Below are 13,370 nucleotides of genomic sequence, written 5' to 3' on the forward strand. Positions count from 1 at the left end.
ATGCGCACAACAACTCAAGAAACTACAAATCAATTCGACCACCAGACTACCATCGGTGGGAATGGTGTAGTGCTAACGGATTTTGCATCAGACACTTTTAATAACATTATTAAACAGTATACACCACCAGTGCTCTTACGTTATACATTTAACAACCCAGGACGCGCCTTGATCTCTCAACGGCCAAATCCTGACACTGACCCTCTTCGGATTGATACTAGCACCGAAACTTGGAGGTGGAGAAAAATGAGCCGGGTGATGTATTGGAACGACATTATTTTAATAAGCCCACTCAAAGAGGCAATGAAAGAATACTGCTTCGGGTTGATCGGCAAACGTACTTGGACCACGGCTTGCGCAGCTTACGCTGGTTTCAAAAAGGCGCAGGATCTCATGAAAGACCCTTCCGAATGGCCATGGACAACTAAAACGATGCTTCGCATTCTTGCCGGTTTAGTTGATGACAAAAGATCCTTCCCAGTTGTGCGAGATTTTTATGTCTGGGCTGAAGGAATGGGAATTCCGGGCTTCCATGAAGATACCGCGAGACGCATCTATCAAATGCAGCCACGTAGAGGTCGGCATAACGAGCAGCAAGGCGTAAAAGTCAGGAAACATGTGCTCAGCCTTTGCGAAGAAATAAAATTAAGAAATGCACTAAGCAAAACAGAGCCATTTGATCGTGTTCCTATCCCAATGAATGCTGGACCTGATCAAACTTTTAATCTATTTGAAATAGGGAGTTGGCTAGGATGGGGTGTTGATGCCAAACGTCGCTTGGTGAGAAAAAATCTCAATCGCGTTATACAGGACGCACTAGGGGCTACACCTTGTGGAAGTTATGAGTCAGAAACTGGTGCAACCATCACCATTTATAAGGCTAATGATGTAATTCAGCCAGCCCGTCGCTATCTCCTTGGCGAGCAAATCAACTTCCTACGCCAAAATATCATGACACACTTGGCTTATGCTTTGGGACCGCGACCTGCCCAAATCAGCGGGATTGATGAGGAGGGATTCAGAAAGACAGAAATCAACGGAGAGGTATTTTATACAATTGAACTGCCTCGACGTAAGAAAAGGTTTGCTACGAAAACCACCAAACGCAGAAAATTTCCAGCAGAGATTGGCTTGGGACAAAAAATAGAGCGCTTCATTGAACTTAAACGCCAGGCCGAAGCACTTGGTGCATTTTTTTTCGAAGAAAGCACGGTCACCCCTTTATTTGTTGGCACCTCACAGCAGACAGACAGTCAGTTGGTCCGAAATGGCTTTTATACCGTGAAAGAATTCGTGGAGCCTGTTCGGGTAACTAGAGTACTAGACCAAGCAGTAGGAATGATGATAATCAATTTTATGAAGCTGAATGCTGATATTTCCAGATCCGCTAGGGATTTGCGCTCAAATGCAGGCCAGCGTCTAGCCGATGCAGGTTATTCAGCGACGGTAATCGCAGAAGTCTTAGACCATTCCAGACCTGAAACAGTGAATGCATATGTTCAGGCGGCAATGGGACTTTCTGAAATCTTGGAGCAGGCACTTGCAACACATGACAATTATTCAGAATTCATTGCGAAATTGAAAGGCCGAAAGATAATCAATCTCAAAGACATTTCTAAGGACGCAGACGTGATTAGCGGCACCGTTAATCGCAGCATGATTAGCAAAATCGGCGTATGCAATAAAAATAATACCGGCCTTACCCCATGTGAACTTGAGCCAGTATATTCTTGCTATGGTTGTGCTGACTTTCACCCATTTGATGACGTATTGACTCATAATATGGTCCTTGAAGCGCTGGAAGGAGAAGTACTTGTATATGCAGAGATTGCTGACGATTCACAAGAACCTACAAAACTGGCATTAACTCATCGCGAGACTATTCTCAACGTAAAGGCGGTCATCGAAATAGTTAATTCGAACTTGGGACAATCATGACTACCGCTAACGAGAACGTTTCTCATTTCATTGCTGAAGCTCGTGAACAATTCGAATCAAGAACAGATGAACTGAGAAGGAAAGGCATCCACATCGCATTTAAATGGGCCGACACGATTTGGAACATTAAAGCTTTGGTTACGGACCGCAATCCGAACAATATGGCTATGAATCTAAACTTCTTACGTATTGGGTTTGAAAAGCAGCAGGATCACGTTACCACTGACTGTCTTAAACCATTTTTAGAAGAATTCTCCAAGGGAGCGATTGCGCACTTTTTGGTCGAGAAAAGCAGTTCTTTTAAGACCTTGACTCGCTTGCTGCATGCCCTACGACGGCTAAATGAATCTGTGCTAGAAACACCGCTTACATCCGTAGCAGAATTGTTGCCCATTCATTTCACAATGGTCGGGGAGCTACTTAAAAAATCAGGTTTGTCACAACGGACGTCGTACGGGATTTGCAGGGATTTAATAACAGTTGTTAAATTACTTAACAGCTTTCATCTCACTTCAGGAAGAATCTCGTTTAAAAACCCTATTAGTTGGAAAATAGAAAAAGCTGCAGATCGACGCCCAACAGAACTTGAGATGGATGCTCTCCATCATTGCATCAACAATCCGGTTGATGATAATGAGAGGATTCTGATGGAGATATGTCGGCTCCACCTTGCGCATGGCGGACGCATAGGAGAGACGCTTACTACGCCTGCTGCGTGTTACTTTAAGGATGGAACAAGCGCAATTATTGCAACTCCTAGAGAAACCAACAAAAGCAAGTGCAACTATGGCCTGCGGTATTTTCGCGAAAAAACTGCTAAGGGGCTTTTCACTAAACCATTGGATGGTGGGGCAGCTGATATTGCGCAGTTTGCAATTGATGAATTAGAACGATTGAGTAGTGCCGCTAGAACACGCGCAAAGCTTTTGGCCTCTATGCCAGGTCGCTTTCCCCTGCCCAAAGAAAATGGCCATGGTTATTACGACCAAGAAGACCATATTAACCGGCTGCAAATTACCGCATTTCTGGCGTTCAACCCCGAGATGGCTCGCATATGGATTCATAAACAGGGAATTAAAGCAGTAACTAGAGTTGGTAATACCTATTACTACCGAGTAGGCGACGTGGAAAAAGCTTGCCTAAAAGAGGTTAATCTGATGATTTTAAAATATGACAATGGAAGCCCCGCCCTATGGTTGCATGAAGCCTTGTGCATCATTTTTGAAAATCAGTTTTTAGTTGGAGAAAAGAAGGCTAGGCAGATTCGTACGCTGTTTCCTCAGATCGTCTCTTATGGCAGAATTTACACCAATCTCGTATCGAATGGTCAGGAATCTGCGCCATCAATGTTCGAACGTCGTGGTTTAAGCGGCCTAGATGGCAGTCCAATTCGGATAAACACCCACGCTCCACGTCATGTACGTAACACTTTCCTAGACGAAGCGCGCGTCCCTCAAGTACAACAGGCACTTGCAATGGGGCGCACTATCACACAGAACGAAGCCTATCAAGGTGGTAGCGATATAAGCATCATTCAGGCGTCTAATCTCACGCGGCTTCAAAAACTCGATGCTGAAAAGCGGACTGAAACAGTCAAAGCGGCCGTACGCGAAAATCTCATAACGGGATCCATCAGCAATGCTTATCATAGTTTGCGGGAGATGAGTGTAGTTAAGGCAGAAGAATTCCTAGATGACCAAGTAGGTCAAGTGCTCGTTACTCGATATGGTGCATGTACCAATGAATGGTCTGGTCAATCATGTCCAAAACACAATAAATGCTTTAAGCGATGTAGCCACCTGCATCTTACGGGTTCGGAGTCAGAGCGGGTCGAGTTAGAGAAAGAGCTTTCGATCCAGCGTCTTCACCGCGCTAAGGTCAAAGAGCTAGCTGACGAGGGCGAATTCCGTGCGGATACAGCCCTAAGGAATCTAGATGAAGAAATTGCCAGTATCGAAGAAGTCTTGTCGAAATGGCTTCAAGTCGCACACCGCCGTGCGGAAATGGAAAGCGGTATAGGAAGTTTGAAAACTGTACCAATTCGGGTTCAAGCCTTCGATAACGGAAAATCGCACTACAAACAGTTAATATGAGCGAGCGCGAACGATAGGAGAGCACTTTGATTACCAAATTGAAGAACCAGGGATTAATGACGGCAATCCGAAAGCGGACTCCCACCGAAATGATACGGCCAATGGTTCAAGCGGTCCTCGCTGACATGCTGAATTCTGACCGACAGTTCTCTCGTAGAGAAATTGCAGTACTTGCTGGCATCAGCCAGCAAACTCTTTATCACCATACGCTAGATTTGGTCGAAGCGGCGGAGAAGGAATGGGTGCAGTCTCATGAATCACTATCTCAGGCGGCAGCCCGTATAAGGCAAGAAAATGACGCACTAAAACGCAAAGATAAAGAAATTCAAGACCTTACAAGGCGTCTGGATGAGGTCACGTTGCGCATGCGATGGATGCTCACGGCTGTACAGCAATATGCTCCTAATGCCTTGCCAAAAGTGACCGAAGTATTGATTCCAGACTTCACGCCTTTGACCGAAAAATAAAAGGTTGAAATTGAAGCTCATTGAACGCATCGCTCCCAGAGAGAGGAATGATCAGTGAAATCCAAAGCCGACAATAACTATCAGAAACTGGTGTCATGGATAGCTTCTTTAAAGGACGAGCACGGCAATATAAAGAGTAACGCTGCCGGCAGGCCGGATTTAAGTGCCATCACACTGAACAACAATAATGGCACCATCAATCGGACTTGGCTTGCCAAAACGCTCGGCATATATGATCGCAGCGCATTCAATTCTTCTAGATCTCATTCCGCCGTCAAGGCGCTAGAAGAGGCGTTGGGCATATCAGGGCCTATTAAGAAGAAAGATCCACTGCAATCCGCGTCTAGAGCAGAGATAGAGGCCCTAAAGGCTGAGAAAGACAAATTGGCTAACAAATTGCTGCTGGCGAGGGCAGAACTCAAAGCCGCGCAAAGCGAGGTCGCATCCCAAAATCGGAAATTGGCGCAATTTAGCGAGATCCAGCAGATCGAAATCGAGACTGGACGCAACCTCATCGGAGTTCGATTGCTAACATCCAAGCCGAAAGAGGACAACGAATGAATTTGGCCACTGCTAAGCCAGTCCATGCCATTGGATCAAAGGTTGAATGTACCTTAAGCATTCATAATGTCATATGGTATCACCCCTTACGGGGAGCCATTTTCACCGGGCATGATGAGAACGGCGTGCATCATACTGTTCGAGCGAGTCCGCTCAGAACCGCTACGATGGCTAGACGTGTCGGAAAGGGCGAGATCTGGCGTATTGACGGCTTTTGGGAGTCCTACCGGGGTAATGAGCAAATCCTGGCCATTCGGTGTACCTTAACCAAGCCAACGAACGGAAAACTGCTCGTGCGCTATCTAAAAGATAACTTCACGGGAATCGGTGAGAGGCGTGCTCAAACGTTACTTAGCTTTTTTAATGAGCAGGGCAAGAATTTATCTTGCATTCTAGATAGCAAGGATGTGGGAAGTCTGCTTGATGTTCTCCCGACCCTAGAATCTGCCGAGGTGCTGGTAAGACAGTGGCATGAGAAGATGGCCGAAACACGAGTCGTCATCGGTCTAGAGGCTCTTGGTGTTCCGATGTCGCTCTCCAGTAGATTGCTGCGCATTTGGGGAGAAGATGCACTAGAAGTCATCCAAACCAACCCGTACTTTCTTCTGACCTTTGTAAGTTGGGACAAGGTAGAAAAGATTGCATCTAGCCTTGGCTTAGGCAGCCGCGATGTACGCCGGCTGGTCGGCGCCGTGGAAGCTGCTTTGTACGATCGCCTTGACAATAAAAGTACTATTACTGGTCATGTTGCACTTCGTACTCGCGTCATTAACCTACTCAACCGGTCGCTGCACATTTTTCCACAATGGAGTCGTGCCGGCGTGCAGATTGGCGAGCATTCAATTGCATCGGCTCTAGATGGAGGGGCAGCGGTAGGTGATCGAGCTAAGGGATATCAGACAAGGACAGTCTCAATGATGGAAAAATACCTTGTCGATCGAATTAACGAAATGATAAACGGGGAGAAACCGGCACAGTCACGTCTATTCGATGCGAATGGGCAAGCCCGTGCAAACACTTGGGACCAACTGCTAGATTCTTTATTTGATGGCGAATATCTAACTCAAGTATTTAAAAATTACGAGGTTTTTAAGCACCGCCTGACCGAGGAACAGAGAGAGGCGATCATTTCTGTCATTGAGCACGAGATTATGGTTTTAAAGGGTGGAGCTGGAACTGGAAAAACTTCAGTGATGTGCGTCATACATGACATGATTGAAGGCAAAGGCGGCACAGTCTACCAAATGGCGCTATCCGGCCGAGCCAAGGAAAGGATGCGAGAAGCTACCGGGCGGGAGGCAGTTACCATTGCTAAATTCTTGCGCGATGCTCATAACGGAAAAATCAGTATACAGAGCGACGATTTAATTATTGTAGATGAGGCAAGCATGACTGGCCTTTCCACTTTGTATCGACTATTCAAAGTGATTCCTAAAGGTGCTCGCCTGCTCTTAGTAGGAGATCCCGGTCAGCTTCCTCCTATTGAGTTTGGACTCACCTTCCATGTCCTCGCCGATAAAATTAGCAAAGTCCACAAAGTCGAGTTAACTCAGGTACATCGTCAGTCTTTCCAGACTGGCATTCCACAAATCGCGAACGATATCCGCGATGGCAAAATTCCCGTTCTTCCGAAATATGAAGGGATGAAAGAAGGCGTGAGCTTCGTTGACTGCGACCCAGAAATCATGGTGGATGCTATGTTCAATATCTACACGGAGCTTGGCGGCTCTGAGCAGGCGCAAATTATAGGTACTGTCAAAGGCGGAAAAGCGGGCACACTCGTCACAAATTCCTGGTTCCAAAAAAAGTTAACTTCGGTGGAGGGCCGCGAGTCAATTGGTTTGGTGATGGAACAGTTTGCTGTGGGAGACCCTATCATTTATCTGGAAAACGACGTACATCTCGATTTGTACAACGGCACCTTCGGCAAAGTTGTCGCAATCCGCCGCTGTGGAAGCACACCTTCTTTGATTTGCCAGTTTCAAGGAAAGTGCGAGCCCGACATTATCGAGGCTAGTGACCTGTACAAACTGTCTCTCGCGTATGCAGTTACCACTCATAAAGCACAGGGATCTCAGTTTGCCTGCGTAATTATACCGATACTCCGCAGTCGAATACTAGACCGCACAATGATTTACACTGCCTTAACGCGCGCGAAGCGACAAGTGGTCTTTATCGGCAACCGCGCATTACTGGACGCTGCAATCATTGCGCTACCAAGTGTTGCGACCCGTGATGTGGGATTCCGTATCTAGGTTTCGTTACGCCGTAACTTTTAGCCAATCGTTCAAGAGCTAATGCCGCTCAAATGCTGACATAGGCACTTATCCGCCGCTCGCCGTTGTCACCTGCAAACTGCCGACTTACCCAATAATTCTTTTGCCTCTCTGCGGCTGTCTTAGCCATTAGGCCTCCAAATAGTTACTGCGTAACTTGGGTACGGATGCTTTTAAGCTATAAAATGAAATTAATGCCACTAAGAACTAATAGTGACTTTCCAATGTTTTACTTAGATCAAGAAAATGTTGCGACTTATGGAATAGTTTTTATCAACTTGATTTCGTAGATCCATTTTTGTTTATTTGCAAATTCATTAAAAAACACTAGTCCATAAACTGTATCTGCTTCATCTAGTGGTTGAGTAGTGCTATTTTCCCTTTCAATATTTTTCACACCATGAAAATTGGCTTTCTCACAAAATCTAGCAAGCTGTCCATCGCGTTCGTAGTGACGCAGCTCGCCATTGTGAAGATAAAGGTCATCGTAATTTTTAAGAACATAATCGAACCATTGTTTCCAAGTTTGATTTTTTAAATACACTCTTAACAATTGCAAGATATAATCAAAATACCAATATCTGTATCGAAGTTTATTACTTGTTTGGTTTGCAGTATTTTTATTTTTTTTGTGATAACTTCTTAGCGCATGGTAAACCCTTTTTTTTTGTTTTTTAGGTAATTTTTTAGATGTTAAATCAATGATTTCTGCTGTTGAAAGAAGTCTGACTTCATAAAGATAACGCTGCACAATATAGCCAACATTTTTATAAATAAAATCGGTGTCGGTAAGGATGCCATCAGCTTTTCTCTTTAGGCATTTATTTTTTGCATTCAACGCAGCAAACTCAGCTGTTTGCTTATTTGCTGCAATAAAAATGTAAGCGGACGGCTTAAAATTTTCGCCATAAGCTTTCGTTGATAATTCAAAGCCTGAGTGTTCAAGCCAGCCTAAAGCTGAGCCGTGATAGAGAGGGCCACTAGTCTGGTTCATACTCGCTCCGGCTTCACCGGCCCAACCGCATTAAAAATCGTCGCCCGGCAAACACCGTACTGCTTTGCGATATCTATAACCTTGATGTCCGGGTCTTTCAACATCGCCTTGATCTGTTTGATCTGATCGTCGCTAAGCGATGGCTTCCGGCCACCCTTGCGGCCCCGTGCGCGCGCCGCGGCAAGCCCGGCCTGTGTTCTCTCGCGGATCAGATTGCGCTCGAACTCGGCCATCGAGGCGAACACATGAAAGATCAGCTTGCCGCTGGCTGAACGTGTGTCGATCCGCTCCGACAGCGACTCGAAAGCAATATCGCGCTTTTCCAGGTCATTGACGATCGCCACCAGGTCGGACAGCGAGCGACCCAGCCGGTCCAGTCGCCAAACAGTCAAAGTGTCGCCGGCCCGCAGCACCCGCAGGCAGTTCGCCAGCTCCGGCCTGGCCAGCCTCGACTTTCCAGATGCGTACTCTTTATATATCTCGCCGCACCCTGCTTTCGTCAGCGCATCATTCTGAAGATCAAGATTCTGATCTTCGGTGCTGACACGGGCATATCCGATCTTCGCAGCGTTCATTATTCAAATTCCTGATGGGTTTTATTTACTTAGATTTATAGATAAGTTCTTAGATATATTACCGCAAATAAAAGCCCCTTTCGAGCGAAAATTTCCAGGTTTCAAAAATGTCTAACAATTGACCGTTTTCTGGACATTAGATCAATACGTCTATTATCAATTTATTAAGTGCCGTTGGATCACATGTGCTAAGCGCAACAGTCGCACTAATGGATCATGAAGCCAATATTGCCAAGATTCAGGAATGGCTGGGACCCATCAATATCGCGACCACGCGGATGACAGTCCAACCTTCAAGGTCAATTCCGAAAAAAGTTCAGTCAGGGTACAACAGGGGTCTAAGGGCGTACTGACAGTCGCGTCTGTATTGCACATCTACTGGCTTATCTATACTTGCTCTTCTGGGGGGCGAATTGTGCCAAACATTTTCAATAGCAGTAAGTCATAAATGATTTTCAGAATGCCACCCACCACCAGTGGCCAACCGAACGAGGAAATGCTGAACAAGTAGCCCGCCAATAACGGTCCGATTGCTGAAGCAAAGGTCTTTGAGACGGCTGTTATGCTGGCTGCCGCTGCCCGCTCCTCCGGCGGAACAATCGCCATCACGTAAGAGCTACGGGTCGGTACATCCATCTGGGATAGCGCAGCGCGGGTGAGCAATAACGCGATTGCCCACGTCAGGCTCGGCGCGAAGGGAACCATAATCAGCAGGATGCTAGACGGCAAATGGGTGAATACCATTGTCTTGACCAGCCCAATCCGATCGGCGATGCGAACGGCCACAAGGTACGAGAAGGCAGTCAGCACGCCGGTCCAGAAGAAAATCGTGCCAGCCAATGCCATCGACAGTTGATACTTCTCGAACAGCCATAAGACAAGCATCGACTGTACGATAAAGCCGCTTCCAAAGGAATCGAGGCTAAATAGTGCCGCAAGGGTGTAAACAATTCTCTTCGAGCGCTTGAGCGGTGCATGGGCCACTGGCATCGTCTCTGCACGGTCTACCGGTATCTTCCGATAGAGCGACGCCGATGCCGCACCAAGCAAGGCATAAAGCAGAAACATCCCTTGCAGAGCGCTGTGCTGGTCGAGCGCAAATGAACCAACAAGAACATTCGGGATCCCCGCCGCCAATGATCCCAAAGCCGCTACCAGTGCGCCAATCAGGCTATAGCGCGCAAAGGCGGCGGTACGCCTTTTGTCCTCCACCGATTTGGAGAGAATGGCGTGCTCCAGCGGATGGAAGATACTGGCATCTCCACTGGATGGATTAATAGTGCCGACCACGGCAATGAGCAGGAGCGGCCAGAATTGAGTGATCGATGCAAAGCCAACCCCGGTTCCCGCCATCAGTGCTGCAGCGAGCAGCAAGAGGGTGCGATATCGAAAACGCCATGCATGCAGGCCTACCAGCAAGGTCAGCACCCCGGATCCCAACAGTGTGCCGGTTGCAATCACACCGATCTGGAACGGGTCCATGCCGAGCGTGGTGAGGTAGACAGGTAGAAGCAGGCTTACATACCCGTCCCCGAACGCACGCAGTGCTCGCGCCCACAGGATTCGGTGGAGAACTTCCTGATTCACCTGCTGACTTTGCCTTCGACAACAAAATCATCGAACAGCGTCACGCTGTCGGCTTTTGTCCAGACACCAGCTTTGCCAGCGCCGGCGATCTTGTCGCTCTTCAAGTCGATATACGTTTTGCCATTCAGTGATACACGGATCGTCTCGTCCTGGAAATCCACCCGGAAGGTATGCCACTCACCAAGCGCGACTGGCGCATCCACATACTTGATCGTGTTGCGCTTGCCGTCCACCGTGTAATACAGCGATACGTTGTTCTCCAGCGCGTTGGCGCGGGCAACGTAGTAGTTGCCGCCATCCTTCCACCGCCAGACCAAACCAGCGGCCTGGTCCTCCTTGCCGGAGAGAGCCTTGAATTTCACCTCTAGGGTGCCGTCTCCAATCAAGTTTTTCTCGACGACACACCATGAAAATGCTGCTTGGCCGGACTGCTTGAGAACATTTGGGGTGCTGGGTGCTGACTTGTCCTGCTCGACCGTCCAGTGTGGCACTCCCTTCCCAGTGCTGCCGCAATGCCAGCCTCGGGGCGGCTCCCCGACGATATCCGAATCAAAATTGATGGTTTCCCCGTATGCGGTACAGGCGAGCGGCAACAGGAGTGCTCCGATGAGATATGGCTTCATGACTTGTTCCTTTGAGTTGGCAGGCAGCTGCTTGTTGCCGCTGTCTGCCTTGAATCCCATCATGTTCCGGTACGTATTCAGCGAACGGCAGCCTGGTCATCCAAAGCTTTCTTCACCACCTTGGCAAGCTCCTGCGCGCGGCCTTTTCCCCAGTAGTGCAGAAAAATGTAACGCGGCTGCTCCTGCGTCATGTGCTGGTGAATGGCCACAATATTGATGCCCCCTGAGCGCAAGGCTTTCAACACAGGCTGCAATTCTTTCTCCTGGGCGGCAAAATCCCCGGCAACGACTGCCTGTTCGTCTGTCCCGGCAAAAGCGACCCAGGTATTCACGCCCATGTCCTTACCGACCTTGACGTCATGCATTTTCGCTTCCCGCCCTATCGTGACCTTAAACATGCCGCTCTCAGTCTCGCCTTTGGTGCCCAGAATGCCTTCTAGCGGCGCGGAGGTGATTTTGCTTTCCTGGGCAATCGCTCCGGGGAATTGCGATACCGGCGTCGGTTGCGCCTTGCGCACTTCCGCTATTTTGTCCTGTACTTGTTTGACACCCTTTGCCAAGTTGTCTAGGCTTCCCATCCCGCCGATATGCATGAAATATACCTTTGGCTGGTCAAAGAAAAAATGATTGTGCAGGGCGGTGACTTCCAGGCCGGCATCGAATGCCGCGCTCATGGCGGGATTGACTTCATCCTCGAACACCACCATGTCACCCATTACCATGGCCATCTTCGGTTCGTATTCTGCAGTGAAGCTGGCCCATGAGGTCAGGCCCATGAAGGGAGCCATGGGCAACTTATCAACTGTTACCTTGATGTCCGTGCGTGGCCTGGACACCTTAAATACGCTTTCCTCTTTGTTGAGCTTGCCTTTCATGCCCGTTGCCTGCTCAATCCGAGTTGTCGCGTCTTCGCTTAGCGTATTGGCATAAGTCGTCGCGCAACCTGCCAATAATGCGCTTGCCAGGACAAACCGATGAAGAATTGTAGAGTCATGCATGATGCACCTCCATTTAAGGAAAAAAATGAATGGAACAGCAGAACCGGTCGATGTCCTTACGGTTCTGCCTATGACCTCATCAGTGGATAAATGATGAGACCACGTATGGCAGTTGCGACGATGATGACTGGCTAGTGCAGCTTCTTGAAGCGAAAGAGCAATACAATCGTCATGACCGCACCAGGGCAGTTGGCAGGTCCACGATCAAGCGCTTCACAATGACGATCACCGCGCCAGTCAGGGCACCAATTGCCGGCTTGCTGTCCAGGCGTGAATGTCGAAGTTCGCAGCACTCCCTTTAAGCCGCGGGTTCCTTGGCATCAGTAGGCCGACCGGCCTGCTGCCAGGCGTCCATGCCGCCTTCGAGGAAGCGTGCATCCACGCCGCGCGCGCGCAGCGCCAGCGCAGTGGAACGGCCCACTTCGTGACCATAGATGCAATACACGACCACCGGCCGGTCGCGAGGCACGGCGTCGCACCAGTCGGCCACGCGGTCCGGATCGCGCCACTGGGCGCCGGGTAAAACGGCAGTAGCCTTTTCATATACGCGATTGCGGCGTACGTCCAACACCAGCGGCTCGCCATTCACGGTCTCCGGCTGAGCTGCAAGGTGACCACTGGCCGCCTCGGCCGCGCGCTGGAAACGGTCGTACACCTTGTTCCAGTCGATTACTTTCATGAAGGCTTGCACATAAGCGCCGGCATTGGCACCAAAGTCCATGTGGTAGGCATGCTCGTACATGTCCAGCGCCAGAATCGGAATGCCGCCCGCCACGGCATGGGTGTGGTCGGCTGCCCACTGGTTGACCAGCGTGCCTTCGCGCGGCTGGAAAGTTAGCAGCACCCAGCCCGAGCCGCCGCCCAGCGCCTTACCCATAGCCACGAATTCATCCTGCCAGCGTTCAAAGGAGCCAAAGTTGGCGGCCAAGCCCAGCTTCATGGCAATGGGCACTTCACCATTGCCATGAAGGCAGTCGAAGTACAACTCGTGCAGCAGCATCGAGTTGGTTGCAATCAGTTCTTCGCGCTTCAATCCATTAAGGTGGAAGTTGCGCACACTGGCCATCGGCAGTTCGGCCAGTGCAGCGCGGATGGCGTTGAGCCGCTTGACGGCACCGCCATAGTTGTTGGCATGGTGGCTCGTCAGCAGTTTTTCCGAGAACCCGGCGACCGTCGTAGCATCAAAAGGCAAATCTTGTAGCAAAAGGTCCATCTTAAAGGTCTCCCTAAATTCAGTTCAATTCAGTTCGGGTTCCGG

Annotated in this window: 11 protein-coding genes; 5 read left to right on the top strand and 6 right to left on the bottom strand. The window is 49.0% G+C overall.

Features of this window, described 5'->3' with window-relative positions:
* The 5 genes from QOL82_RS09705 to QOL82_RS09725 are packed head-to-tail and all read left to right on the top strand — an operon-like array spanning position 1 to position 7,314.
* A complete protein-coding gene (locus QOL82_RS09705) occupies positions 1–1,938 on the top strand; it encodes a site-specific integrase (RefSeq protein WP_283442045.1) in 1,938 nt (645 codons plus the stop codon).
* Complete coding sequence (locus QOL82_RS09710; RefSeq protein ID WP_283442046.1) at positions 1,935–4,031, top strand: hypothetical protein; 2,097 nt, start codon at positions 1,935–1,937, stop codon at positions 4,029–4,031. Before QOL82_RS09705 ends, QOL82_RS09710 begins: the two co-directional genes overlap by 4 nt.
* 26 nt (positions 4,032–4,057) lie before the next feature.
* On the top strand, positions 4,058–4,498 hold the full coding sequence (locus QOL82_RS09715) for a hypothetical protein (protein WP_283442047.1): 441 nt from the start codon (positions 4,058–4,060) through the stop codon (positions 4,496–4,498).
* A gap of 54 nt (positions 4,499–4,552) precedes the next feature.
* A complete protein-coding gene (locus QOL82_RS09720; RefSeq protein ID WP_283442048.1) occupies positions 4,553–5,059 on the top strand; it encodes a hypothetical protein in 507 nt (168 codons plus the stop codon).
* Positions 5,056–7,314: an AAA family ATPase gene (locus QOL82_RS09725; protein WP_283442049.1), complete on the top strand. Its 2,259-nt coding sequence runs from the start codon at positions 5,056–5,058 to the stop codon at positions 7,312–7,314. The genes QOL82_RS09720 and QOL82_RS09725 overlap by 4 nt, the downstream gene beginning before the upstream one ends.
* 277 nt (positions 7,315–7,591) lie before the next feature.
* Here the strand turns inward: QOL82_RS09725 and QOL82_RS09730 are convergent, their stop codons facing one another.
* The 6 genes from QOL82_RS09730 to QOL82_RS09755 all read right to left on the bottom strand — a co-directional run bounded on the left by QOL82_RS09730 (position 7,592) and on the right by QOL82_RS09755 (position 13,325).
* Complete coding sequence (locus tag QOL82_RS09730; RefSeq protein ID WP_283442050.1) at positions 7,592–8,329, bottom strand: hypothetical protein; 738 nt, start codon at positions 8,327–8,329, stop codon at positions 7,592–7,594.
* On the bottom strand, positions 8,326–8,904 hold the full coding sequence (locus QOL82_RS09735) for a recombinase family protein (protein WP_283442051.1): 579 nt from the start codon (positions 8,902–8,904) through the stop codon (positions 8,326–8,328). Before QOL82_RS09735 ends, QOL82_RS09730 begins: the two co-directional genes overlap by 4 nt.
* A 387-nt stretch (positions 8,905–9,291) precedes the next feature.
* On the bottom strand, positions 9,292–10,491 hold the full coding sequence (locus QOL82_RS09740) for an MFS transporter (RefSeq protein WP_283442052.1): 1,200 nt from the start codon (positions 10,489–10,491) through the stop codon (positions 9,292–9,294).
* The gene (locus QOL82_RS09745) at positions 10,488–11,177 is read right to left on the bottom strand and encodes a 3-keto-alpha-glucoside-1,2-lyase-like domain-containing protein (RefSeq protein WP_346772290.1); all 690 of its coding nucleotides are present in this window, start codon (positions 11,175–11,177) and stop codon (positions 10,488–10,490) included. The genes QOL82_RS09740 and QOL82_RS09745 overlap by 4 nt, the downstream gene beginning before the upstream one ends.
* Positions 11,178–11,191: 14 nt before the next feature.
* Positions 11,192–12,112, bottom strand: a complete 921-nt coding sequence (locus tag QOL82_RS09750; RefSeq protein WP_283442053.1) for a DUF1259 domain-containing protein — start codon at positions 12,110–12,112, stop codon at positions 11,192–11,194.
* A gap of 298 nt (positions 12,113–12,410) precedes the next feature.
* Positions 12,411–13,325: a Fe-Mn family superoxide dismutase gene (locus QOL82_RS09755; RefSeq protein ID WP_283442054.1), complete on the bottom strand. Its 915-nt coding sequence runs from the start codon at positions 13,323–13,325 to the stop codon at positions 12,411–12,413.
* Positions 13,326–13,370: the final 45 nt, after the last annotated feature.

Source organism: Noviherbaspirillum suwonense, assembly GCF_900182955.1.
Taxonomy (GTDB): domain Bacteria; phylum Pseudomonadota; class Gammaproteobacteria; order Burkholderiales; family Burkholderiaceae_D; genus Noviherbaspirillum_A; species Noviherbaspirillum_A suwonense.